This is a genomic window from Streptomyces sp. LE64 (genome assembly GCF_052606915.1).
On record NZ_CP199708.1, the window covers coordinates 5,713,614 to 5,738,193 of the forward strand.

Below are 24,580 nucleotides of genomic sequence, written 5' to 3' on the forward strand. Positions count from 1 at the left end.
GCCCGTTCCTCACCCACCCGGGTGCGAAACGCGGTCGGCTCGGCCCGTTCCCCGGGATGGTCTTGCTCCGTCCGACCCGCGGGCCTAGGTTCGTCCATCTACGCCCCGTATGTCCGTACGGGTTCGGGTGGTTGCCGGGCGGCGCAGCCCGGCGAAGGTCCTCCACGGTGCCGCCGAGGGCGTCCGTCGAGGGAGTCGAAGGAGCAGTCCATGGCCGCCGTCGTCCGTGCCGCCCTGGTCCAGGCCACCTGGACCGGCGACACCGAGTCCATGATCGCCAAACACGAGGCGCACGCCCGCGAGGCGGCCCGGCAGGGGGCGCGGGTCATCGGCTTCCAGGAGGTCTTCAACGCCCCGTACTTCTGTCAGGTCCAGGAGCCCGAGCACCACCGCTGGGCGGAACCGGTGCCGGACGGGCCGACCGTCACCCGGATGCGGGCGCTCGCCGCCGAACTGGGCCTGGTGGTCGTCGCCCCCGTCTTCGAGACCGAGGGCCCCGGGTTCCACTACAACACCGCGGCCGTGATCGACGCGGACGGCCGCTACCTCGGCAAGTACCGCAAGCACCACATCCCCCAGGTCGAAGGGTTCTGGGAGAAGTACTACTTCCGCCCCGGCAACCTGGGCTGGCCCGTCTTCGACACCGCGGTCGGGCGCATCGGCGTGTACATCTGCTACGACCGCCACTTCCCCGAAGGGTGGCGCCAACTCGGCCTGAACGGGGCCCAGCTCGTCTACAACCCCTCGGCGACCTCGCGCGGCCTCTCGGCCCACCTGTGGCGGCTGGAACAGCCCGCGGCGGCCGTCGCCAACGCGTACTTCGTCGCCGCGATCAACCGGGTCGGCCGGGAGGAGTACGGCGACGACGACTTCTACGGGACGAGCTACTTCGTGGACCCGCGGGGCCGGTTGGTCGGCGAACCCGCCGACGACCGGAAGGAGGAACTCCTGGTTCGGGACCTCGACTTCGCGCTGATCGAGGAGGTCCGCACCCAGTGGGCCTTCTACCGCGACCGCCGGCCCGACGCCTACCAGGGGCTGGTGCGGCCGTGACCGGACTCCACGCCCGCCACCGCGCGGTCCTCCCGGACTGGGTGACCCCGTACTACCGCGAGCCGATCGAACTGGTCCGCGGCGAGGGACGCCACGTCTGGGACGCCGACGGCACCCGCTACCTCGACTTCTTCGGCGGCATCCTCACCACGATGACCGCCCACGCCCTGCCCGAGGTCACCCGGGCGGTGTCCGAACAGGCCGGGCGGCTGGTCCACTCCTCCACGCTGTACCTCGACCGCTCCATGGTCGAACTCGCCGAACGCATCGCGGTGTTGTCGGGCATCCCGAACGCCCGCGTCTTCTTCACCACCTCGGGCACCGAGGCCAACGACACCGCCCTGCTACTGGCCACCGCGTACCGCGGCTCCGCCCAGGTCCTGGCGATGCGCAACAGCTACCACGGTCGTTCCTTCAGCACCGTGGGGATCACCGGGAACCGCGACTGGTCCCCGACGCACCTCTCGCCCCTGCACACCCTGTACGTGCACGGGGCGGTCCGCACCCGCGGCCCGTACGCCGCCCTGTCCGACGCGGACTTCACCGCCGCCTGCGTCGCCGACCTGGAGGACCTGCTCGGCCAGTGCCACGGCCGGGTGGCCGCGCTGATCGCCGAACCCGTCCAGGGCGTCGGCGGGTTCACGGCCCCGCCGGACGGACTGTACGCGGCCTTCCGCGAGGTGCTGAACCGCCACGGCATCCTGTGGATCAGCGACGAGGTGCAGACCGGTTGGGGCCGCACCGGCGAACACTTCTGGGGTTGGCAGGCGCACGGCGCCAGCGGCCCGCCGGACCTGCTCACCTTCGCCAAGGGCATCGGCAACGGCATGGCCATCGGCGGGGTCGTCGCCCGGGCCGAGGTCATGAACTGCCTGGACGCCCGCTCCATCTCCACCTTCGGCGGTTCACCGATCACCATGGCCGCGGGCCTCGCCAACCTCGGCCACCTCCTCGACCACGACCTCCAGGGCAACGCCCGGCGCGTCGGCGGGCTGTTGGGCCAACGGCTGCGTGCCGTCGCCGCCCGGGTCCCGGCCGTGCGGGAAGTGCGGGGGCGGGGCCTGATGATCGGGGTGGAACTCGTCCGACCCGGTACCGACGAGGCCGACCCCGACGCCGCGTCCGCCGTACTCGAAGCGGCCCGCGGGGGCGGTCTGCTGATCGGCAAGGGCGGCGGCCACGACACCAGCGTGCTGCGGATCGCCCCGCCGCTGTCCCTCACGGTCGCCGAGGCGGAAGAGGGCGCCGCGATCCTCGACGACGCCCTGCACGCCCTCTGAGCCCCCGCACGCCCCCGCGGCCTCGTCCCAGGACACGACGGAGCACACCCCATGAGCACCCGCACCCTGATCCGCGGCGGCCTGGTCGTCACCGCCGCCGAGGAGGTCCACGCCGACGTCCTGATCGAGGACGGCCGCATCGCCGCGCTCGCCGGCCACACCACCGCCACCGCCCGCTCCTGGACCGCGGACCGGGTGATCGACGCCACGCGGAAGTACGTGATCCCGGGCGGCGTCGACGCGCACACCCACATGGAACTGCCCTTCGGCGGCACCGCCGCCTCGGACACCTTCGAAACCGGCACCCGCGCCGCGGCCTGGGGCGGGACCACGACGATCGTCGACTTCGCCGTGCAGTCCAAGGGCGGGGCGCTCCGGGCCGGGCTGGACGCCTGGCACGCCAAGGCGGACGGCAACTGCGCGGTGGACTACGCCTTCCACCTGATCGTCTCGGACGTCAACGGGGCGACGCTCAGGGAGATGCCGAGACTGATCGAACTCGGCGTCACCTCGTTCAAACTGTTCATGGCCTACCCGGGGGTCTTCTACTCGGACGACGGACAGATCCTGCGGGCGATGCAGCGGGCCGGCGAAACCGGCGGGCTGATCATGGTGCACGCCGAGAACGGCGTCGCCATCGACGTGCTGGTGGCCCAGGCCCTGGCCCGCGGCGAGACCGCGCCCCGTCACCACGGGGAGGTCCGCAAGGCGCTGCTGGAAGCGGAGGCCACCCACCGGGCGATCCGGTTGGCTCAGGTCGCCGGGGCCCCGCTGTACGTGGTGCACGTGTCGGCGGCCGAGGCCCTCGCCGAGCTCACCGCCGCGCGCGACCAGGGGCTGCCGGTCTTCGGCGAGACCTGCCCCCAGTACCTGTTCCTGTCCACCGACGACCTGGCCGCGCCCGGCTTCGAGGGCGCCAAGTACGTCTGCTCCACGCCCCTGCGGCCGAAGGAGCACCAGGCGGCGCTCTGGCGGGGGCTGCGGACCGACGACCTCCAGGTGGTCTCCACCGACCACTGCCCGTTCTGCTTCGCGGGGCAGAAGGAACTCGGACGCGGTGACTTCTCCAAGATCCCCAACGGTCTCCCGGGCGTCGAGAACCGCATGGACCTGCTCCACCAGGCCGTCGTCGACGGACACCTCTCGCGCCGGCGCTGGATCGAGATCGCCTGCGCCGCCCCGGCCCGCATGTTCGGCCTCTACCCGCAGAAGGGGACCATCGCCCCGGGCGCCGACGCCGACCTCGTGGTCTACGACCCGCACGCGGTCCACACCCTGTCCGTCACCACCCACCACATGAACGTCGACTACTCCGCGTACGAGGGCCGGACGGTCACCGGCCGGGTCGAGACCGTCCTCTCCCGCGGCACGGTCGTCGTCGACCGCGGAACGTACACGGGCCGCGCCGGCCACGGAACCTTCGTCCCCCGCACCACCTGCCAGTACCTCGACTGACCCCCACACCCCACACCCCGAACCAGGAGGTCCCGCGTGGACTTCGGACTCGTCCTCCAGACCGATCCGCCCGCCTCGCGGGTCGTCGAGCTGATGCGCCGGGCGGAGCGGAACGGCTTCCGCTACGGCTGGACCTTCGATTCCGCGGTGCTCTGGCAGGAGCCCTTCGTCATCCACAGCCGGATCCTCGAACACACCACCGAACTGCACGTCGGCCCGATGGTGACCAACCCCGGAACCCGGGCCTGGGAGGTGACGGCCTCCACCTTCGCCACCCTCAACGACATGTTCGGCAACCGGACCGTGTGCGGCCTCGGCCGCGGCGACTCCGCCCTGCGCGTCGTCGGCCGCCGACCGAACACCCTCGCCCGGCTCGCCGAGGCCGTCGACGCCATCCGCGACCTCGCCGAGGGCCGCGAGGCCGTCGTCGACGGCAACCCGGTCCGCATTCCCTGGGTCAAGGACGGCAGGTTGCCGGTGTGGGTGGCCGCGTACGGCCCCCGGGCGCTTGCCCTGGCCGGCCGGAAGGCGGACGGCTTCATCCTCCAACTCGCCGACCCCTTCCTCACCGAGTGGATGGTGCGGGCCGTGCGGACCGCGGCCCGGGAGGCCGGCCGCGACCCCGATGCGCTCACCATCTGCGTCGCCGCCCCCGCCTACGTCACCGCGGACGACTCGCCCGGGGCGCTCGCCCACGCCCGCGAACAGTGCCGCTGGTTCGGCGGCATGGTCGGCAACCACGTCGCCGACCTGGTCGCCCGGTACGGCGAACACTCCGCCCTGGTCCCGGCCGAGCTGACCGCGTACATCAAGGACCGGCACGGCTACGACTACTCCCACCACGGCCGGGCCGGGAACCCCTCCACGGACTTCGTCCCGGACGGCGTCGTCGACCGCTTCTGCCTGCTGGGCCCCGCCGCCGCCCACGTCGAGCGGCTGCGGGCGCTGCGCGACCTCGGCGTCGACCAGTTCGCCGTCTACGCGATGCACGACGCGCGCGAGACGACGATCGACGCCTACGGCGCCGAGGTCATCCCCGCTCTCACGGCCGTCGACGGACGGCACTGACCGGCGTTCCGGTCGGCTCGGGCCGCCCCGCCCGACCGACACCCGCAGGACACCCGGCGTTCGGCCCGGGTTGGGGAGCCCGTCGAGGGATGTCAGCTACACGTGCTTCGATGGAGGCATGATCAACGACTTCCTCGCCCATGACCTCCCCCGGGTGGAAGCTGCGGTGCGCGAGGCCGCGGCGGCCGAGATCACCCCCCGTTTCCGACAGCTCGACGTCGCCGAGATCCACCAGAAGTCCGGCCCGCACGACCTGGTCACCACCGCCGACCGGCTCGCCGAGAAGCACCTGACGGCCGCGCTCACCGAACTGCTCCCGGGCTCGGTGGTGGTCGGCGAGGAGGCGGTCTCCGAGGACCCCTCGACCTACGCGGCACTGGACGGCGACGCGCCCGTGTGGATCGTCGACCCCGTGGACGGCACCCGGCAGTTCGTCCGCGGCGAACCCGCCTTCTGCACCCTGGTCGCCCTGGCCCACCGCGGCGAACTGCTCGCCTCCTGGACCTATGCGCCCGTCCTCGGGCAACTGGCCGTCGCGGTCCGCGGCGGCGGTGCCCGGCTGAACGGCCTGCCGCTGAGCGCGGGCACCCCCGAGGTCGGGGCGGACCTGAGGGTGGTCACCTCGCACCCCGACTTCACCACCCCCGTCGAGGAGCGCGCCCTGAGCGGTCTGCACGGGGTGCCCGGGATCAGCGCCAGGCCGTGCGGCTCCGCCGGCCTGGAGTACCTGGCCCTCGCCCGGGGCGCCTCCGACGCCCTCGCCTTCACCTGGCAGAACGCCTGGGACCACGCGGCCGGCCTGCTGCTCCTCGCCGAGGCGGGCGGCGGCCACGCCACCCTGGCCGGTGCCCCGTTCCGGCTCGCCGGCGGCAACGCCCTGCCCTTCTCCGCGGCCCGTGACACGGACACCGTCGACCGGGTGCTGGCCCTGCTGCGCCCGGTCGGTTGAGCCTCTTCCACCGGGCCTATCCTGGGGGTCCGGCCATCGTGACGTGAGGAGTCCGACAGTGTCGTCGATGCTCGACGTGGTCGTCGTGGGCGCGGGGCCGAACGGGCTGACCGCCGCCGTGGAACTGGCCCGGCGCGGCCGGTCCGTCGCGGTGTTCGAGGCCCGCGACACGGTGGGCGGGGGCGCCCGCACCGAGGAGCTGACCCTCCCCGGCTTCCGCCACGACCCGTGCTCGGCCGCCCACCCGCTGGGAATCGCCTCCCCCGCCTTCTCCGCGCTGCCCCTGGCCCGGTACGGACTGGAGTGGCTGCACGCCCCGCTGCCCATGGCCCACCCCTTCCCGGACGGCACGGCCGCCGTGCTGTCGCGGTCGGTCGCCGAGACCGCCGCCTCCTTCGGTCCCCGGGACGCGGGCGCCTACCGCAGGCTGGTGGCCCCGTTCGTCCCCCGCTGGGACCAGTTGGTGCGGGACTTCATGGCGTTGCCGCTGACCGCACTGCCGCGGGACCCGGTGACCCTCGCCCGGTTCGGCCTGGCCGGGCTGCCGCCCTCCACCTGGCTGATGCGCCGCTTCCGGGACGACCGGGCCAAGGCCCTCTTCGCCGGACTGGTCGCCCATGTCATCGCCCCGCTCGGCGGCATCGCCACCGGTGCGGTCGGCCTCGTCTTCGCGCTCGCCGCGCACACCGGCGGCTGGCCGGTGGCCCGGGGCGGCTCCCAGGCCATCGCCGATGCCCTCGCCGGCCATCTGCGCGACCTCGGCGGCCGGGTGCACACCGACTTCGAGGTGAAGCGGCTGGACGACCTCCCGCCCGCCCGCGCCTACGTCTTCGACACCTCGCCGCGCGCCCTGGCCCGGATCGCCGGCCTCGGCCGCGCCTACGAGGGGTACCGGTACGGCGCCTCCGTGTTCAAGATCGACTACGCCCTGGACGGCCCGGTGCCGTGGACCGCCGAGGCCGCCCGCCGCGCCGGCACCGTGCAGGTCGGACCCGGCAGCAAGGACATCGCCACCGCCCTGCGCGCCGCCTCCCGGGAGGGCCGGGCCCCCGACAAGCCGTTCCTGATCACCGTCCAGCCCTCCCTGGTCGACCCGGGCCGGGCCCCCGAGGGCAAGCACGTGTTCTGGGCCTACGGCCACGTGCCGAACGGGTGGGACGGCGACCTCACCGATGCCGTGGAACGCCAACTGGAGCGGTTCGCCCCGGGCTTCCGGGACCTGGTGCTCGCCCGGGCCACCGCCGGGCCCCCGCAACTGGCCGCGCGCAACGCCAACTACGTCGGCGGGGACATCGCCTGCGGTGCCGCTGACGGACTGCAACTCCTGCTGCGGCCCCGGCCGAGCCTGCGGCCGTACCGCACCGCGCATCCCGCCGTCTTCCTCTGCTCCTCCGCCACGCCCCCGGGCCCGGGGGTGCACGGCATGTCCGGGCACAACGCGGCCAAGGCCGTCTGGCGCTGGCTGCGCACCACGGCCTGACCACCGGGCGGCCCGGTCGGTGCCCACCCGTCCCGCGCGGCTCCACCGCGCCCGGACGCCCCCGTTTTCCTACCCGTCTTCCGGCCCGATGACCATGAGCGTTTTCTCATTCTTGCTTCCATTGACACGCATAGCTGCGGACTCCTAGCTTCCTTTCATCGAAAGCGCGGTCAATGGGCCGCGCTGCCCCCAACGGGAGGTCGAAATGGAACAGCTCATCAAGAAGATGGCCCAGGACGACAACTGGCAGGCGTGGAACGCGCTCAACTCCGCGACCGCCGGCGACAAGACCGGATGCATCAGTGCCGCCCCGAAGAGCGGCTGCATCAGTGCCGCCCCCAAGACGGGCTGTATTTCCTAGGCGCTCGTCCGGTTCGGACATCCACCCGGTGGATCGCGCGCCCGGGTGGCGGCAGCCAGTCGCCCCCCAGGTGCTTTCCGGAATTCCGATTTCGATTCCCCTTCTGTTCTCCCTCCCTGTTCCACACCCCACGAAGGCGAGCATGGAAAGCCAGCCGGGCCCCGACGTCATCGACCAGATCAGGGACATCCCGATCTACCGGGAACACATCGAGCGCGGTCACTTCCCGATCCTGGAGAAACCGGAGATAGCCCGCGGGTTCCCGGAGAACTGGATGACGCCCCGACTGGCCGCCGCGCTGGACCGCGGTGAAGCGGAGTTCGTGCTCTCCACGGGCACCAACCACGCCCGGATGCAGCTCATCCGCCCGCCGTACTTCCTGCTCAAGAGCTACTACCAGCTGTGGAGCGAGCACCCCGACATCGCCCGTACCTGGCAGGCGGGCTGCCGGCGGGTCTCCCTGACCACGGTCCTCGCCACCGAACACGTGGCCCGGGTCAACGCCCGCAAACGCGGCGCCGCCCCGGACCCCGAGCCCGCCCTCGACGAGCGCCGGCTCGACGAGCGCACCGTCTACCTCAACCTCCGGCTCGACCCGGACCTGTGGGAACGGACCGACGTCCAGCGCATGCTGGCGGAGATCCGGGCCGAGCGCGCCGCCCACCCCGAGGGCTGGTACCACCTGGACTGCTCGGGCTACCACCTCGCCCACCTGGTGCGCAAGGCGCTCCGCTGGGACCTGTGGGACGGGTTCCCGCTGCCGGAGACCGTGATCACCGCGTACGAGTACACCCCGCTGAACGTCCGCCGCTTCCTGGAACGCCGGCTGGGCCGCCCGGTGATCGACCTCTTCGGCAGCACCGAGCTGGGCTACCTCTACTACAGCGACCGCTCCGGGCGGTACCACCCCCACCTCGACCGGATGAGCCTGGAACTGCTGCCCGTCGCCCCGGGCAGCACGCTCTACAGCCTCATCGTGACGAGCGTGCGCAACCCTTACATGCCGCTGGTCCGCTACCGCTCCGGCGACTGCGTCCGCACCCTCGACGGCAGCCCCGACCCGGCGAAGGCCATGCGCTTCTGCGGTCGGGAGAAGGAACTCCTGGACGCTCCCGGGGGCCCCGTCTCCCAGGGCGACCTGGACGAGTGCGTGGCCGCCGCCTCGCCGCGCGTCTTCCTCTACCAGCTGCGCCTGTCGGACCGGGCAGAAGCACGTCTCCACTTCACCACTTTCGATGACGAACCCCTCGAACCGTCCGAATCCTCGGCGCTGGAGAAACTCGTGGCGGACCTCACCGGAATGCCGTGCACCGCCCGGCACCGTACGCACATACCGGTGGGCCCCTCCGGGAAGCACGCCTGGCTCGTGACGGAGAACCCCACCCGGTCTGGAGAACGATGAAGACGCAGGAGCGCATGACGGAAGCGGACCTCATCGGCCTGCTCGGTGAGCCGCTGCACGAAGAAGTCGTCACCCACTTCCTGAAGGAAACCGGCGCCGATCGACACGAAGTCGAGCGGCAGGTCGCCGAATGCCTGCGCTATCTCTATCTCGTTTCCCGGCACCGTTCCGAACTGGCCGGACTCTTCCTGCCCGTGGAACAGCACATCGACGAGATATGGCACTACCTGATCCTCCAGACCCGGGAATACCGGGAACTCTGCGAGGAACGCCTTCCCGGGAAGTTCTTCATCAACCACCGCAGCATCGGGTACGAGGAGTACGCCGAGGAGCCCGGCCGCGAGCGGACCATCGAGGAAGCCCTGCGCTGGATCCCGTTGTACTGCCAGGAGTTCGGCCCCTTCGAGGAGGAGGCCGTCCCGCACTGGACCATCGTCCGGTTCCTCCGGGACCGCATGAACCTGTCCCTGGCCGACATCGCCGCACTGCGTTCGGCGCGCGCGGCGTAGCCTCTCCGGACCGGGGCGCGTCCGCCGCCCTCACCGGCACCACGAGGAGCGAGCGCATGACGTCCCCCACCGCACCGTCCGTCACGGCGGACCGCGGGGAGCACCCGGCCCAGCGGCGGGTCCTCACGGTCCTCGTGGCCACCCAGATCCTGAGCGGCGCGGCCCTCGCGGCCGGAATCACCGTCGGCGCACTGCTCGCCGAGGAGATGCTCGGTTCCACCGGCCTGGCCGGTGTGCCGAGCGCGCTGTTCACCATAGGCGCGGCAGTGGGGGCCGCGGGCATAGGCCGGGCCTGTCAGCGCTGGGGCAGACGGCCCGGCCTCACCCTCGGCTACGGCGGGGGCGCCGTGGGGAGCCTCCTCGTGGTCGCCGCCACCGCCTGGAACAGCGTGCCGCTGCTCTTCCTGGGCCTGCTGGTGTACGGCGCGGGCACCGCGTCCGTCATGATCGCCCGGTACGCGGGCGCCGACCTCGCCTCGCCCGAGCGCCGCGGTCGTGCGGTGTCCACCGTCCTGTTCGCCACCGCCGCCGGTGCGATCGCCGGCCCCGGGCTCGTGGGCGCCACCGGCGACCTCGCCGAAGCCTGGGACCTGCCCCGCCTCTCGGGCCCGTTCCTGCTGGCGACCGCGGCCTTCGTGTCCGCAGCGCTGGTGACCTGGTCCTTCCTCCGCCCCGATCCGCTGGTGCTGGCCCGCCGGGCGACGCCCCCCGCAGCACCGGCCCCTTCGCCGGCCGAGCCGGCCCCGGTGGCCGGCCGGCTGCCGCGCGAGGACCTCCGCCGGATGGCGGCCGGAGGAGCGGTGATGGTGCTGAGTCAGGTCGTCATGATCGCGATCATGACGATGACCCCCGTGCACATGGCGGACCACGGTCACGGCACCGGTGTCGCCGGACTCGTCATCGGGCTGCACATGGGGGCGATGTACCTGTCCTCCCCGCTCTCCGGGTACCTGGTCGACCGCACCGGGCGGCTGCCCACCGCGGCCCTGGGAGCCGTGGTGCTGGGCGCCGCCGCACTGCTCGCGTACGTCGCCCCGCCCGGTTCGGCACCCACCCTCGCCGCGGCGCTGATCCTGCTCGGCATCGGCTGGAACCTGGGTTTCGTCAGCGGAACCACGATGGTCACCGATGCGGCGCCGGCCGACCGGAGGGCCGCCTACCAGGGCCTCATGGACGTGGGCGTCCTGGTCGCCGGCGCCTCCGGCGGGCTGGCCTCGGGGATGCTGGTCGCCTCCGGCGGCTTCGGGCTGCTCACCGGCACGGGCGCGGTCCTCGCCCTCGCCGCCACGGTGCTGCTGCTCGCCCGGGGTGGCCTGCCGAAGGCCCCACGGGGATAGCGCCCGGCGCTCCGGCTACCGCGGAGCGCACCGGAGGTCGGTCGTCCGGAGCTTCCGGGTCGAGACCAGGGGGGCACCCGGACCGTCGTCGAGCGGACCTTCTTCCACGGCCGCACCACCAGGGAGGCCCCGCCCGCTGACCCCGCTCGGGAGTGGCCAGGGCACCACCCGGGGCCACGTCAGCGGAACACTCATGTCGGATTCCTGCCAGCGACACCGTCTCGCGTCCCCGATGCTGGAGACATGCGAAGCGCGATGCACGCCGACACCGAGCGGTGCGTGAGAGCGGTGCAGTCCAAGGACAGCCGGTTCGACGGCTGGTTCTTCACGGCCGTGCTCACCACCGGAATCTACTGCCGCCCGAGCTGCCCCGCGGTGCCGCCCAAGCCCGAGAACATGGTGTTCCACCCGAGCGCCGCGGCCTGCCAGCAGGCGGGGTTCCGGGCCTGCAAGCGCTGTCGGCCCGACACCAGCCCCGGTTCCCCGGAGTGGAACCAGCGCGCCGACCTCGTCGCCCGGGCCATGCGGCTCATCGCCGACGGGCTGGTGGACCGGGAGGGCGTTCCGGGACTCGCCGCCCACCTCGGCTACAGCACCCGACAGGTGGAACGCCAACTCCTGGCCGAGTTGGGCGCGGGCCCGCTCGCCCTCGCCCGGGCCCAACGGGCGCAGACCGCCCGACTGCTGGTCGAGACCACAGCACTGCCCATGGCGGAGATCGCCTTCGCCGCCGGATTCGCCTCCATCCGCACCTTCAACGACACCGTCCGCGAGGTGTTCGCGCTCTCCCCCAGCGAACTGCGGACCAGGGCCGCCGGCCGCTCGGGCGCCCCGGCGGCACCGGCCGGCACCCCCGGGGCGCTCTCCCTGCGGCTGCCGTTCCGCGCCCCCCTGACCCCCGACAACCTGTTCGGGCACCTCGTGGCCACGGCCGTCCCCGGGGTGGAGGAGTGGCACGGCGCGGCGTACCGCCGGACCCTGCGGCTGCCCTACGGCCACGGCATCGTCGCCCTCACCCCGGGACCGGAGCACATCGGCTGCCGGCTGACCCTCACGGACCTGCGGGACCTGCCCGTCGCCATCAGCCGCTGCCGCCGGATGCTCGACCTGGACGCCGACCCGGTGGCCGTGGACGCCCAACTCCGCGCCGATCCGCTGCTCGCACCGCTGGTCGACAAGGCCCCCGGCCGCCGGGTGCCGCGGACCGTCGACGAGGACGAGTTCGCCGTCCGGGCGGTGCTCGGCCAGCAGGTGTCCACCGCCGCGGCGCGCACCCACGCGGCCCGGCTGGTCACCGCGCACGGCACCCCGGTCGACGACCCCGAGGGCGGACTCACCCATCTCTTCCCGACCGCACGGGACCTGGCCGCCCTGGACCCCGAGGCGCTCGCCCTGCCCCGGAGCCGCCGCGCCACCCTCACCACCCTCGTCGAGGGGCTCGCCGCGGGCACGCTGCGCCTGGGCGCCGAGTCCGACTGGGCCGAGGCGCGCGCCCGTCTCGCCGCGCTCCCCGGCTTCGGCCCGTGGACCGTCGAGGTGATCGCGATGCGCGCCCTCGGCGACCCGGACGCCTTCCTCCCCACCGACCTCGGCGTGCGCCGTGCGGCCGAAAGGCTCGGCCTGCCCTCGACGCCCGCGGCCCTCACCGCCCGCGCCGCGGCCTGGCGCCCCTGGCGGGCGTACGCGGTGCAGCACCTCTGGGCGACCGACGACCACCCGATCAACGTCCTTCCGGGTTAGCCCCCGGTCGGCAGCACGCACCAGGAGCCACCATGAACCCCGTCCGGCAGCACCTCCACCACGACAGCCCCTACGGCACCCTCACCCTGGTCGCCACCGAAGGCGTCCTCAGCGGGGTGTACATGACCAACCAACGGCACCGTCCGCCGGAGGAGACCTTCGGCGACCGCGATCCCGGGCCCTTCACCGAGGCCGTCCGTCAGCTCGACGCCTACTTCGCGGGCGAACTGACCGCGTTCGACCTTCCGCTGCGCCTCGACGGCACCCCGTTCCAGCGCTCCGTCTGGGACCAGTTGCTGCGCATCCCGTACGGGCGCACCCGCACCTACGGGGAACTCGCCGAGGCCCTCGGCAATCCGGCGGCCTCCCGGGCGGTCGGGCTCGCCAACGGCAAGAACCCGATCAGCGTGATCGTGCCCTGCCACCGCGTGATCGGCGCCAACGGGGACCTCACCGGCTACGGCGGCGGCCTGGCCCGCAAGCAGCGGCTGCTGGACTTCGAACGCGGCACCGCCCTGTTCTGACCCCCTCCGGGCTCACTCGGGCGGGTCCGACTCGCCCGGCCCGGGGCCCTTGCGGGCGAGTCGACGCAGCCGCCGGTGCCGCTCCGGCGCGACCTCGGAGATGGCCTCGCCGACCATCGCCCGCACTGCGTCCCGGAGCCCGTGCAACCGCTGCGTACGGGCGGCCCCCGCCCCGGGGTCCACCCGCAGCTCCGCCAACAGCGCCCAGCACAGCACCAGCATCACCACCACGAACGGCAGGGCCACCAGGATCGTCGCCGTCTGGAGCGACTCCAGCCCCCCGGCCACCAGCAGCACCGCGGCCACCGCCGCCATCAGCACGCCCCAGGTCACGACCAACCAGGTCCGCGGGTGCAGGGCGCCCCGGCTGCTGAGCGACCCCATCACCAGGGAGGCGGAGTCCGCACTGGTGACGAAGTACGTCATCACCAGCAGCATCGCCACCCAGGAGGTGACCGAGCCGAGCGGCAGCGCGTCGAGCATCGCGAACAACGACGCCTCGGCCCCCTGCTCCACCTTCTCCGCCATGTCCACCCGGCCGGTCTGGTCCAGCCGGATGCCGGTGCCGCCCATCACGCAGAACCAGACGACGGTGGCGCCGCTGGGCACCAGCAGCACCCCGAAGAGGAACTCCCGAATGGTCCGGCCGTGCGAGATGCGGGCGATGAAGGTGCCCACGAACGGCGCCCAGGAGAGCCACCAGGCCCAGTAGAAGATGGTCCACGCCCCGAGCCAGGCACTGTCCGTGAAGGCACCGGTGCGGGTGGCCATGGACACCAGGTCGTTGAGGTAGCCGCCGACGCTCGCCGGAACGGCGTCGAGGATGAACACCGTCGGCCCGAGTGCGAAGACGAACACCATCAGACAGGCGGCGAGCACCACGTTGAGGGTGCTCAGCCACTTCACGCCCTTGTGGAGCCCGGAGAACGCGGAGAGCACGAACGCCCCCGACAGCACCACCACGATGAGCAGTTGCAGCGTGGTCGAGTCGTCGACCCCGGCGGTCAGCCCGAGGCCGGTCGCGACCTGGAGGGTGCCCACGCCGAGGCTGGTCGCCGTCCCGAAGACCGTCGCGAACACCGCGAGCAGGTCGATCACCCGCCCCGGCCAGCCGGCCGCCCGCCGTTCCCCGAGCAGGGGAACGAACACCGAACTGAGCTGGTTGCCCCGGCCCTTGCGGAAGCTGGCGTAGGCCAGGGCGAGTCCGGCGATCCCGTAGATCGCCCACGGGGTCAGCGTCCAGTGGAAGAACGAGTACTCCAAGGCCACCCGGGCCGCGGCGGGCGTCCGCGGCTCCACCCCGCTGGCCGGCGGCGGCTCCAGGTAGTGGGTCAGGGGCTCCCCGACGCCGTAGAACATCAGCCCGATGCCCATGCCGGCGCTGAACATCATCGCGATCCACGCCAGGTTGGTGAACTCCGGTTCGCTGTCGTCCGTGCCCAACTTCACCCGCCCGAACCGGGAGAGGGCGAGCACCAGGCACAGCACCAGGAAGGCGTCCGCGGCGATGACGAAGAGCCAGGCGAAGTTGGCGAGCACCCAGTCCAGTGCGGTGCCCGACACCGAGTCGAAGGACTCCTTGCCGATCGCCGCCCAGGCGACCACGGCGAGGACCACCCCGACCCCGACGCCGACCACGATGAGGTCGGGCGGTGGGCTCGCCCCGTCCGGTGCGCCGCTCTCCCCGGGGTCCGTTTCCAGCGTCTCTGTGCTCATCGCGCCCCACTATGGGGGGAAACATCCGGCTTCGCCGTGGTGGCGCGCCGTGTCCGTGACGGGGAGCCCGAGCCGGCCGGGGGGACGCCGGCTAGGGTCGCAGCGGCGCGGGCCGACGAGTGAAGGGGACGGGACAGCACGTGACGAAGGCATCGGTGACCGGGGCGGACGACCAACGCGGCGGGGGCGGGGCCCCGCGGCGGCTCGTGCTCGTGGCCGCGGACAAGTTCAAGGGCTCGTTGACGGCGGTCGAGGTGGCCGACCGGGTGACGGCCGGACTCCGCCGGACCGTGCCCGACCTGGAGGTGCGCGCCCTTCCGGTCGCGGACGGCGGCGACGGCACGGTCGCCGCCGCCCTCGCCGCGGGCTTCGCGCCCCGCGACGTCCGGGTGCGCGGGCCGCTCGGCGACGCGGTGACGACGCGGTTCGCCCTGCGGGACGACACCGCCGTGGTGGAGATGGCCGGGGCGTCCGGACTGCAACGGCTCCCGGTCGGGGTCTTCGCCGCCCGCACCGCCACCAGCCACGGCACCGGCGAACTGCTGCGCGCCGCGCTGGACGCGGGCGCCCGCACCATCGTGTTCGGCATCGGCGGCAGCGCCACCACCGACGGTGGTGCCGGGATGCTCAGCGCCCTGGGCGCCCGGTTCCTGGACGCGGCCGGGGAACCGGTGGGCCCGGGCGGTGGAGGTCTGCTGGACCTCGCAGCGGTGGACCTCTCCGGCCTGGACCCCCGGTTCGCCGAAGTGGACCTGGTCCTCGCCGGCGACGTCGACAACCCCCTCACCGGCCCCCGGGGAGCGGCGGCGGTGTACGGCCCGCAGAAGGGCGCCGACGCGGCCGACGTCACCGCCCTGGACACGGCGCTGAGCCGCTTCGCCGCGCTCATGGAACGGGCCACCGGCGTGCGCGCCGCGGAACGCGCCGGGGCGGGCGCCGCGGGCGGCGTGGGCTACGGGGCGCTGGTGGCCCTCGGCGCCCGGTTCCGCCCGGGCATCGAGGTGATGCTGGAGGTCCTCGGCTTCGCCGCGGCGTTGGAGGGCGCCACCCTGGTGGTGACGGGGGAGGGCTCCCTGGACGGGCAGACCCTGCACGGCAAGGCACCGGTCGGGGTGGCCGCGGCGGCCCGGGCCGCCGGGGTGGAGGTGGTGGCCGTGTGCGGACGCCTCGCCCTGTCGGCCGGGGAGCTGGAGCGCGCCGGCATCCGCCGCGCCTACGCCCTGGCGGAGCTGGAGCCCGACCCGGCCCGTTCGATGGCCCAGGCCGGACCGCTGCTGGAGCGCCTGGCCGCCCGGCTGGCCGAGGACCGTCTGGTCTGATCGCCGGCACCACGGACGCCGGTGGGCCCCGACCACGTGGTCGGGGCCCACCGGCGTCTGCGCGGGGCGCGCGGTTACGGCATGTGGGCGGCGCGGGCCTCGCGCCGGTTGTCCCGGAAGTTGTTCACCCGGCGGGCCGTGGCGAACAGCGGGATCACCGCACCCATGACCAGCTGGAGCGCACAGCCGGTCTGGAGCAGCAGCAGCCCGCCGGGCGCGTCGAACGCCCAGGCCGCGAGCAGCCCCATGCTGAGCACGATCCACGACAGCATCGCCACCGCGAGCCGTCCGCGCGGCTTGGGATACTCCACCCGGCTCACCATCAGCCACGCGGTGCCCACGATCGCGAGCAGCGTCGCGAAGAAGGGCAGTCCGAGCAGCACGATGGAGACCACGGTCAGCGCCCCGAAGGGGCTGGGCATGCCCTGGAAGACCCCGTCACGCAGGGTGACGCAGGAGAACCGGGCGAGTCTCAGCACCACCGCCAACAGCACCACGATCGCCCCGACCGCGGCCACCTTCTGGTACGCGTCGTCGGCGACCATGCCGTAGACGAGCACGAAGTAGGCGGGGGCGAGGCCGAAGCTGATGAGGTCGGAGAGGTTGTCGAGCTCCGCTCCCATCGGTGACGACCGCAGCTTGCGGGCCACCAGGCCGTCGAAGAGGTCGAAGACCGCCGCGCACAGCATGAGGATCACCGCGGTGGCGGCGGAGTGCCGGGCCATGCCGGACTCGTCGCTGCCGGTGAGGTGCGGGATCAGGATGCCGGTGGTGGTGAAGTACACCGCCATGAAGCCGCAGGTGGCGTTGCCGAGGGTGAGGGTGTCCGCTATCGACAGCCGGAGCGACAGCGGCATGTCCTCCGCTTCGTCCTCGGTTCCCTCGCGCCCCTCGGCGGCCTTGGCCTCGGGCACCCAGCCGGGCTGGGCTCCGGGCGATGTTTCGGGATCAATCACGGTCAATGCGAGTCACCCCCGCGGTCGTCTTCTGCCCGACCTCGACATCCACGTCCACGCCTTCCGGCAGGTAGATGTCGACGCGCGAGCCGAAGCGGATGAGGCCGATCCGATCACCCTGCTCGACCTTGGTGCCCTGCGGCACGTACGGCACGATGCGACGCGCGACGGCTCCGGCGATCTGCACCATCTCGATGTCGCCCAGCTCGGTGTCGAAGTGCCAGACGACGCGCTCGTTGTTCTCGCTCTCCTTGTTGAACGCGGGAACGAATCCACCCGGGACGTGCTCCACGGACGTCACGGTGCCGGAGAGGGGAGCACGGTTGACGTGGACGTTGAGCGGGCTCATGAAGATCGCGACCCGGGTCCGTCCGTCCTTCCACGGCATGATGCTCTGCACCACTCCGTCGGCGGGGGAGATGACCCGGCCCTGGGCGATCTCGCGCTCGGGGTCGCGGAAGAACCACAGCATGCCGGCCGCGAGTGCGGTCGCGGGCACGGCGATGGCGGCGGCCTTCGAGGAACGACGCGACCGGGCCAGGCTGAGGGCGGCGGTGGCGACCGTCGGCAGGAGCCACGGGGACGCTCCGCGAGCGAGGCGGACCCGGCCGCGAGGTGCAGAGATTTGGCTGTCGGGCATGGATGACCTTCGTAGCGGGTGGTGCCGCGCTGGACGGGGGACGGCGGCTGTTCCGCGATCGTATCGGTTGCGGGCCGCAACTGGGCAAGCCAGGAAGCTGAGTCGAAGCCCGAACAGGGTGGACAGGATGTGACGTTCTTCTCGAAGAAACCACCCTTATCGGGGCAACCAGCCCGATGGCCGTCCAGGGAGTCGGTGTCCTTCGAACGGTCCGAGCCGAGGGGCACCGTCTGGATCCGGGCGGTTCCTTCGCCGATCAGCAGCATCGGTGGCCCCGGGTGGAGGCGTTCGATCTCGTACCCCGTGGAGGAGCCGTAACCGCGTGGTTCCGGACGGTGTCCCCGCGACCTCCGCGACCTTGCCCGGAGGTGAGGCGCCCGCCGTCCCGGCCCCGAGGCCGTTTCGTCGTCCGGAGTCCTTTTTGCGCGCTGCGGTCACCATCATCGCACGCGCCGTCCCGACCGTGGTAGCCATCTCGGCCAGCCCTGACCGGGCGGCCCGACCCCCGCCGTTGACGCTCCGCGCGCCGTCCGTCGCCATGGGTGAGAAGCGCCAGTTCCCGCACCCGCCCCGGGGCCGGGTGGCCGTGTACGGGCCCGTCCCCCGCCCTGCTTCCCGCTGTTCCCATCATCCGATGGAAGCCCCGGTGAAGGACACCCCCCGGTCCGTGATTGGCCGGAATGCGCGGGCCGTGCGGGGCCGGGGGGCTCCGCCCTCCTACCGCTCCCCGGGAGCTTCGAAGGCCGAGGTCCGGGACAGCCCGGCGGCGCGGCCCTTGCCCGCGATCACCAGGGCCATCTTCCGGGACGCCTCGTCGATCATCTCGTCGCCGAGCATCGCCGAACCCTTGCGCCCGCCCGCCTCCGACGTGTGGTGCGCATAGGCGTCCAGGATCAACTCGGCGTGGTCGTAGTCCTCCTGGGAGGGGGAGAACACCTCGTTCGCCGCCTCCACCTGCCCCGGGTGCAGCACCCACTTGCCGTCGAAGCCCAACGCGGCGGACCGCCCCGCCACCTCGCGGAAGCCGTCCGTGTTGCGGATCTGGAGGTAGGGGCCGTCGATCGCCTGGAGGTCGTGGGCGCGGGCCGCCATCAACAGCCGCATCAGGATGTAGTGGTACGCGTCCGCGGGGTACCCGGGCGGCTGTTCGCCGACCACCAGCGTCTTCATGTTGAGGGAGGCCATGAAGTCCGCCGGGCCGAAGACGATGGTCTCCAGCCGCGGCGAAGCGCCCGCGATCGCATCCACGTTCACCAGGCCCCTGGCGTTCTCGATCTGCGCCTCGATGCCGATGCGGCCCACCTCGAAGCCCATCGCCTTCTCGATCTGGGTCAGCAACAGGTCCAGCGCCACCACCTGCTGGGCGTCCTGCACCTTGGGGAGCATCAGGCAGTCGAGGTTCTGGCCCGCGCCCTCGACCACCGTCACCACGTCGCGGTACGTCCACTCCGTCGTCCAGTCGTTGACCCGGACCACCCGGGTCTTGCCGCCCCAGTCGCCCTCGTTGAGGAAGGTCACGACGGTGTGCCGGGCCCCGGGCTTGGCGAGGGGTGCGCAGGCGTCCTCCAGGTCCAGGAACACCTGGTCGGCCGGGAGCTGCTGCGCCTTCTCCAGGAACCGGGGGTTCGACCCGGGGACCGCGAGGCAGGAGCGGCGCGGACGGAGTCGGTTGACGGGGGCGGTCATGCGGGGACCTCCTGGGTCGGGGCGGTTCGCCGAGCGGGTCCCGTCGACGATACGGCTGTCGATCTCGATGGTGCCGAATCCCCCGGGCAGCCCGACGACCGCCCCGCCCGAACGGACTTTCGCGGAGGTACGGGACGGAAGCGGTTCACGGGACGGGGGCGTTCGACGATTCTGCTGTTTCTCCCCGGTGGGTCCCGCATGATGGGGCCGTTCATCGACCGTCCTGGGGAGAAACATGCGCACCCGGATCACCACGGCCGTCGTCGGCGCCGTAGCCCTGCTGACGCTCACCGCCTGTAGCGCCGAGCCCGACGCGCCGGCCGCGGCCGGGCCCGCCGCCCAGGAAGGGGCTCAGAAGGCGACGGAGGAACGGCTGGCCGCCGCGCGCGAGGCGGCGGGGGTGCCGGACGAACCCACCGGCGCGGCGCGGACCGAACTGATCGCCGCCATCGCCGAGGTGGCGCCCGAGGCCGCCCAGCACGAGCAGAAGGCCGTGATCGCCGCCCAGAACCAGTGCGCGGCGATGCACGCGAAGGCGCCCAAGGTGGACTGGCTCGCGGCCCAGCGCTTCAGCTACGAGGGCGTGAAGACCACCGAGGAGCAGGGCAGGAAGCTCAACGCGGCCCTGGAGCGCGGTTTCTGCGCGTCCTGACCCGCGCGCGCGGAGGGGGGCTCAGCCCTCCGCGCGCAACGCGCCCTCGATGGTCCGCATGACCTCGTCCAGGGGCGCGTCCGTCCGGGCCACGGCGACCAGCACCTGCCCCCCGCCGGCCGTTTCCGCGGTGGCCGCGGAGGCGGTCCGCCCCGAGCCGATGCCGGTGCCGAACGTCCGGCGGACGATCGCGAAGGCGTGGTCGAGCTGGGCCTCCACGTCGCCCTCGCCGCCGGCCCGCAGCCACCGCCGCAGGACGTGGTTGTGGGCCGTCACCACCGCGGAGGCCGCCACCTCCGCGAGCAACGGATCGTCATTGCCGTCGTGGTGCGCCTGCTCGTCGAAGTGCGCCAGCAGATAGCGGGTGAACAGCCGTTCGTAACGGGCCACGGAGGCGATCTCCCGCTCCCGCAGCGTCGGCACCTCCCGGGTGAGCCGGTAGCGCTCCACCGACACCGCGGGCGAGGCGGCGTACATCTTCATGACTTCCTTGATCCCGCGGCACACCGTGTCCAACGGGGGCTCGTGCGGCGGGGCCGCGTTGAGCACCGCCTCGGCCCGGACCAGGGTGTCGTCGTGGTCGGGGAAGATCGCCTCCTCCTTGGACCGGAAGTGGCGGAAGAACGTCCTGCGCGCGACCCCCGTGGCGGCGGCGATCTCGTCGACCGTGGTGGCCTCGTACCCCTTCGTCGCGAACAGCTCCATGGCCGCCGCGGCCAGTTCCCGGCGCATCTTCAGACGCTGGGCGGCGGCGCGGCTCCCGGCCGAGCTCCCGGGTGCCTCGGACGCGGGGGGACGGGGCGGACGGCGGGCGGAATCCGCGGACTGGGACATGCCATGAACGTACTCCATCCGATCGTTCCGGCGCGCACGTCCCCGCTCCGGGGCGACGGCGCACGCCCCCCGCCCCCGCCCGGCCGGACCGCCGTGTCCCCGGGTGTCCCCGGGGTGACGTTCCGCAGCGGTAGGGTCGGATCGTGGACGAGGAGCGGCGCGTGCTCATGGAGCGACTGCGCGAGGAGTCCGGCGGTGGCGCCTCCTACCGGCGGCTGGCCGCGACGAGCGACCCCGAGGTGCTGGCGGAGGCCCTGGTGACGACCGGGCAGCCGTTGTGGGCAAGGGAGTTGGCCGCCCTGCGGCTCGGCGCCACGGGGGACCGGCGCGCCTTCGAGCCCCTGGTGCTCCTCCTGAACCACCGCGATCCCCGGCGGTGCGCCGGCGCCGCCGCGGCGCTGGCCCGGCTGGCCGACCCGCGGACCGCCCGCGCCGCGGCGGCGCTCGCCACCAATGAACTCAGGGTCGGGTACGCGCTGCACCCGGTGCGTCTGCTCACCGTCCTGCGCGCGCCCGAATCGGTGCCCGCGCTGATCACCGTGCTGGAACGCCGGCTGGCCCCGCGGGACCCGCACCGGGCGGTGGCCCTGGCGTGCGTCGACGGGCTGGGGGAGCTGGGGGACGCCCGCGCCCGCCCGGTGCTCCGGGAGGCCAGGACCCGCGCGGCCCTGGCGCCGAGCGCCGAGCGGGCGCTGGCCCGGTTGGGCTGAGCCCGCCCCGCCCCGCTCAGCGGCCGAAGCCCAACGCCCCGTGCAGGGCCGCGCCCCGGCCCGTCGCGGCACCGCGCCCGGGACGCGGTGCGGGTGCGGGCCCGGGGGCGCAGACGGCGTCCGCACCCGGGGCCCGCCCCCGCGGCACCCGACCGGTGTCCAGGTAGGCGGCGAGGTGACGGTCGAGGCAGTCGTTGCCGCTCAGGGTCACCCCGTGGTTCCCGCCGCCCTCCTCCACCACCAGGCGGGAGCCCCCGAGCGCCCGGCGCAGGGCGAGCGCGCCGGCGAAGGGCGTGGCGCCGTCCCCGGTCGCCTGGAACAGCAGCACCGGCGGCAGCTCGTCGGTGCCGACGCGCGGGCGGACCGACGGGGGGACCGGCCAGTGTGCGCAGGGCGCGTTGTACCAGGCGTTGTTCCAGGTGGAGAACGGTGCCGTGGGGTGCAGCCGGCGCTGGTCGGCGCGCCAGTCGTCCCAGTCGCGGGGCCACCAGGAGTCCCGGCACTGCACGGCGGTGTACACGCTGTAGCCGTTGTCCCCGGCCGCGTCCTGGGCGCCGAACCGCTCGTAGGCGGCGACCAGCGGGCCGGTGTCGCCGCCGTGGGCGTAGGCGGCGAACGCCTCGGCCAGGTGGGGCCAGTAGCCGTCGAAGTAGCCGCCGGGCAGGAAGGTGTCCTCCACCTCCGCACCGCCCACCTCGCCGTGCGCCGGGGCGCGGGTGAGCGCCTCGCGCATCGCGTACCACGCCCGCGCCACCCGTTCGGGATCGGTGCCGAGCCGGTAGACGGCGTCGTGCCGGGCCACCCAGGCCAGGAACGCCCGGTGGCGGGCGTTGAGCGCGGTGTTCTGCCGGAGGTTCGCCCGGTACCAGACCTGCTCGGGGTGGACGACCGAGTCCAGCGCCATCCGCTGCACCCGGTGCGGGTAGCGGGTGCCGTAGACCGCGCCGAGGTAGGTGCCGTACGAGTAGCCCAGGTAGCTGATCCGCGGAGCGCCCAGTGCGGTGCGGATCGCCTCCAGGTCCCGCACCGTGCTGACGGTGTCGAGGTGGGGGAGGACGTCCCCGTGCCTCTCGCCGCAGGCCCGGGCGAAGGCCCGGGCCCGTTCGACGTTGGCCCGTTCGTCGGCGGCGGTGCCGGGCACGCTGGGCGGGCGCAGCGGGTCGAAGTGGCCCGGGAGGCAGTCGAGGGCGGGCTCGCTCCGGCCCACGCCCCGCGGGTCGAAGCCGATGACGTCGTACCGGGCCGCCACCTCCTTCGGGAGGCCGTCCGCCACCACCCCGGCGAGGGACAGTCCGCTGCCGCCGGGACCGCCGGGGTTGACCAGGAGGGGCCCCCGGTGGGTGCGTGCGGTGTGCGGGACCCGGGACAGGGCCAGGGTGATGTGCCGGCCGTCCGGGCGGTCGTGGTCCAGCGGGACGTCGAGGGAGGCGCACTGGAGGGCGGGGTGGCGTGCGGTGCCGCAGTCCGACCACTCCAGGGCGGTGGGTGCCGGTGCGGGGGCGGCGCCGGCCTGCGGGGGGAGGGCGAGGGCGGGGAGCAGTGCCGCGGCCAGGCCGCAGAGCGCGGCGGTGCGTTTCTTCACGGGGCCTTCCGGGGCGGAGGGTGCGGGGCCGTGGACCCACGGACCCCCCGCGCATGCTTCCGGACCGCGCTGGGGGATCGGCCCCGGTCGCCCGGGTGTTGCCGCTCGTCGCCCCGAACGGGTGAGGGGCGGCACGGGTCACAGCAGGGTCAGTTGGGTGGCTCCGGGCGGTTCGGAGGTGGGGGAGCGGTCCGTGTTCCGCGCCGCCGGGCGTCGGTGGTCGGTGCGCGGGCCGATCCCGTACTCCGCGGCGAGTTCGTGGACCTGTCGGGTGATCCGGCGCTGGTACCAGGTCGGCGCGTACGCCCCGTGGGCGTACAGCCGCTCGTAGCGCGGCACCAGCCGCGGGTGGGTGCGGGCCAGCCAGGCCGTGAACCACTCCCGAGCGCCCGGGCGCAGGTGCAGCACCAGCGGGGTGACCGAGCCGGCTCCCGAGGCGGCGACGGCGCGGACGGTCTCCCGCAGCTGTTCGGGGGAGTCGCTGAGGAAGGGCACCACCGGGGCCATCAGCACCCCGCACCGGATGCCGTGCTCCCGGAGGGTGGCGATCGCGTCGAGGCGGCGCCGCGGGTCCGGCGTGCCCGGTTCGATCGTGCGCCACAGCGTCGGGTCCGTGAAGCCCACGGAGAAGGAGACGCCGACCTCGGTGACCTCGGCGGCCTGACGCAGCAGGTCGAGGTCCCGCAGGATCAGGGTGCCCTTGGTCAGCACCGAGAACGGGTTGGCGCGGTCGCGCAGCGCCGCGAGGATGCCCGGCATGAGCCGGTACCGCCCCTCGGCCCGCTGGTAGCAGTCGACGTTGGTGCCCATGGCGACGTGCTCCCCCGACCAGCGGGGTGAGGCCAGTTCGCGGCGCAGCACCTCGGGCGCGTTGACCTTGACCACGATCTGGGTGTCGAAGTCGACCCCGGAGTCCAGGTCGAGGTAGCCGTGCGACTTGCGGGCGAAGCAGTACACACAGGCGTGGGTGCAGCCGCGGTACGGGTTCACGGTCCATTCGAACGGCATCCGGGACGCCCCGGGCACCCGGTTCAGCAGGGAGCGCGCCCGGACCTCGTGGAAGGTGATCCCGCGGAACTCGGGGGTGTCGAAGGTGCGGGTGGTCACCGCGTTCGCGTCGAACAGTCCCGGGGTGCCGCCCGCGCGGGGTGCGGTGTCGTCGGTCAGGTTCTCCCAGCGCATGGCGCCTCCTCGTCAGCTCACCCGTACAGACTAGAACAGATGTTCGTTTTTGTGTCGAACGGGGATGCGGGCGGTCGTTCGAGGGCGGTCGACGGCCCGGTCCGCCGCCCCGGGCGACCCGAACCACGACCCCGATTTGGGGGCG

The 24,580-nt window shown here is 73.3% G+C and carries 22 protein-coding genes; 15 read left to right on the forward strand and 7 right to left on the reverse strand.

Annotated features, from left to right (window positions below):
• The first annotated feature begins 210 nt into the window (after positions 1 to 210).
• The 12 genes from ACSMX9_RS25525 (at position 211) to ACSMX9_RS25580 (ending at position 13,158) form a co-directional block, all read left to right on the forward strand.
• Positions 211 to 1,053: a nitrilase-related carbon-nitrogen hydrolase gene (locus ACSMX9_RS25525; RefSeq protein ID WP_445397336.1), complete on the forward strand. Its 843-nt coding sequence runs from the start codon at positions 211 to 213 to the stop codon at positions 1,051 to 1,053.
• Complete coding sequence (locus tag ACSMX9_RS25530) at positions 1,050 to 2,333, forward strand: aspartate aminotransferase family protein (protein WP_445397338.1); 1,284 nt, start codon at positions 1,050 to 1,052, stop codon at positions 2,331 to 2,333. The genes ACSMX9_RS25525 and ACSMX9_RS25530 overlap by 4 nt, the downstream gene beginning before the upstream one ends.
• 51 nt (positions 2,334 to 2,384) lie before the next feature.
• Positions 2,385 to 3,788 (forward strand): dihydropyrimidinase, encoded by a 1,404-nt coding sequence (gene hydA, locus ACSMX9_RS25535; protein WP_445397340.1) that lies wholly within the window; start codon positions 2,385 to 2,387, stop codon positions 3,786 to 3,788.
• A gap of 36 nt (positions 3,789 to 3,824) precedes the next feature.
• Positions 3,825 to 4,856, forward strand: coding sequence for a TIGR03842 family LLM class F420-dependent oxidoreductase (locus ACSMX9_RS25540; protein WP_445397342.1), 1,032 nt, complete (start codon positions 3,825 to 3,827; stop codon positions 4,854 to 4,856).
• A gap of 118 nt (positions 4,857 to 4,974) precedes the next feature.
• Positions 4,975 to 5,805 carry an inositol monophosphatase family protein gene (locus tag ACSMX9_RS25545; RefSeq protein WP_445397344.1) on the forward strand — a complete coding sequence of 277 codons (831 nt, stop codon included), beginning with the start codon at positions 4,975 to 4,977 and terminating at the stop codon, positions 5,803 to 5,805.
• Positions 5,806 to 5,863: 58 nt separating this feature from the next.
• Positions 5,864 to 7,285 carry a phytoene desaturase family protein gene (locus tag ACSMX9_RS25550; protein ID WP_445397346.1) on the forward strand — a complete coding sequence of 474 codons (1,422 nt, stop codon included), beginning with the start codon at positions 5,864 to 5,866 and terminating at the stop codon, positions 7,283 to 7,285.
• A 205-nt stretch (positions 7,286 to 7,490) separates the two neighbouring features.
• Positions 7,491 to 7,646: a hypothetical protein gene (locus ACSMX9_RS25555; protein ID WP_445397348.1), complete on the forward strand. Its 156-nt coding sequence runs from the start codon at positions 7,491 to 7,493 to the stop codon at positions 7,644 to 7,646.
• A 142-nt stretch (positions 7,647 to 7,788) separates the two neighbouring features.
• Positions 7,789 to 9,048, forward strand: coding sequence for a hypothetical protein (locus ACSMX9_RS25560; RefSeq protein WP_445397350.1), 1,260 nt, complete (start codon positions 7,789 to 7,791; stop codon positions 9,046 to 9,048).
• Positions 9,045 to 9,557 (forward strand): hypothetical protein, encoded by a 513-nt coding sequence (locus tag ACSMX9_RS25565; protein ID WP_366116028.1) that lies wholly within the window; start codon positions 9,045 to 9,047, stop codon positions 9,555 to 9,557. The genes ACSMX9_RS25560 and ACSMX9_RS25565 overlap by 4 nt, the downstream gene beginning before the upstream one ends.
• A 56-nt stretch (positions 9,558 to 9,613) precedes the next feature.
• Entirely contained in the window at positions 9,614 to 10,894 is a 1,281-nt protein-coding gene (locus tag ACSMX9_RS25570; protein WP_445397352.1) for an MFS transporter, read from the forward strand.
• A 255-nt stretch (positions 10,895 to 11,149) separates the two neighbouring features.
• Entirely contained in the window at positions 11,150 to 12,634 is a 1,485-nt protein-coding gene (locus ACSMX9_RS25575) for an AlkA N-terminal domain-containing protein (RefSeq protein WP_445403098.1), read from the forward strand.
• Positions 12,635 to 12,666: 32 nt separating this feature from the next.
• Positions 12,667 to 13,158 (forward strand): methylated-DNA--[protein]-cysteine S-methyltransferase, encoded by a 492-nt coding sequence (locus ACSMX9_RS25580; protein WP_445397354.1) that lies wholly within the window; start codon positions 12,667 to 12,669, stop codon positions 13,156 to 13,158.
• 12 nt (positions 13,159 to 13,170) lie between these two features.
• Here ACSMX9_RS25580 and ACSMX9_RS25585 read toward each other — a convergent pair whose 3' ends face one another.
• Positions 13,171 to 14,874 carry a BCCT family transporter gene (locus ACSMX9_RS25585; protein WP_445397356.1) on the reverse strand — a complete coding sequence of 568 codons (1,704 nt, stop codon included), beginning with the start codon at positions 14,872 to 14,874 and terminating at the stop codon, positions 13,171 to 13,173.
• A gap of 206 nt (positions 14,875 to 15,080) precedes the next feature.
• Here ACSMX9_RS25585 and ACSMX9_RS25590 point away from each other — a divergent pair, with 206 nt between their 5' ends.
• On the forward strand, positions 15,081 to 16,193 hold the full coding sequence (locus ACSMX9_RS25590) for a glycerate kinase (RefSeq protein ID WP_445403099.1): 1,113 nt from the start codon (positions 15,081 to 15,083) through the stop codon (positions 16,191 to 16,193).
• Positions 16,194 to 16,267: 74 nt separating this feature from the next.
• On the opposite strand, the gene pssA is transcribed toward ACSMX9_RS25590, so the two are convergent.
• From pssA to ACSMX9_RS25605, 3 genes are all read right to left on the reverse strand, one after another.
• Positions 16,268 to 17,050 (reverse strand): CDP-diacylglycerol--serine O-phosphatidyltransferase, encoded by a 783-nt coding sequence (gene pssA, locus ACSMX9_RS25595; RefSeq protein ID WP_351246100.1) that lies wholly within the window; start codon positions 17,048 to 17,050, stop codon positions 16,268 to 16,270.
• Between the two features lie 91 nt (positions 17,051 to 17,141).
• Entirely contained in the window at positions 17,142 to 17,789 is a 648-nt protein-coding gene (locus ACSMX9_RS25600) for a phosphatidylserine decarboxylase (RefSeq protein ID WP_351246094.1), read from the reverse strand.
• Positions 17,790 to 18,506: 717 nt separating this feature from the next.
• Entirely contained in the window at positions 18,507 to 19,475 is a 969-nt protein-coding gene (locus tag ACSMX9_RS25605; RefSeq protein WP_351246092.1) for an HpcH/HpaI aldolase/citrate lyase family protein, read from the reverse strand.
• 235 nt (positions 19,476 to 19,710) lie between these two features.
• Here ACSMX9_RS25605 and ACSMX9_RS25610 point away from each other — a divergent pair, with 235 nt between their 5' ends.
• Positions 19,711 to 20,127 carry a hypothetical protein gene (locus ACSMX9_RS25610; protein WP_445397358.1) on the forward strand — a complete coding sequence of 139 codons (417 nt, stop codon included), beginning with the start codon at positions 19,711 to 19,713 and terminating at the stop codon, positions 20,125 to 20,127.
• Between the two features lie 21 nt (positions 20,128 to 20,148).
• On the opposite strand, the gene ACSMX9_RS25615 is transcribed toward ACSMX9_RS25610, so the two are convergent.
• A complete protein-coding gene (locus ACSMX9_RS25615) occupies positions 20,149 to 20,961 on the reverse strand; it encodes a TetR family transcriptional regulator (protein WP_445397360.1) in 813 nt (270 codons plus the stop codon).
• A gap of 143 nt (positions 20,962 to 21,104) precedes the next feature.
• Between ACSMX9_RS25615 and ACSMX9_RS25620 the strand changes: the two genes are divergently transcribed.
• On the forward strand, positions 21,105 to 21,671 hold the full coding sequence (locus tag ACSMX9_RS25620) for an adenylosuccinate lyase (protein WP_445397362.1): 567 nt from the start codon (positions 21,105 to 21,107) through the stop codon (positions 21,669 to 21,671).
• Between the two features lie 16 nt (positions 21,672 to 21,687).
• On the opposite strand, the gene ACSMX9_RS25625 is transcribed toward ACSMX9_RS25620, so the two are convergent.
• Together ACSMX9_RS25625 and ACSMX9_RS25630 are read right to left on the reverse strand one after the other, a co-directional pair.
• Positions 21,688 to 23,253: an alpha/beta hydrolase gene (locus tag ACSMX9_RS25625; protein ID WP_445397364.1), complete on the reverse strand. Its 1,566-nt coding sequence runs from the start codon at positions 23,251 to 23,253 to the stop codon at positions 21,688 to 21,690.
• 138 nt (positions 23,254 to 23,391) lie between these two features.
• The gene (locus ACSMX9_RS25630) at positions 23,392 to 24,435 is read right to left on the reverse strand and encodes an Rv2578c family radical SAM protein (RefSeq protein ID WP_445397365.1); all 1,044 of its coding nucleotides are present in this window, start codon (positions 24,433 to 24,435) and stop codon (positions 23,392 to 23,394) included.
• Between the last annotated feature and the right edge of the window lie 145 nt (positions 24,436 to 24,580).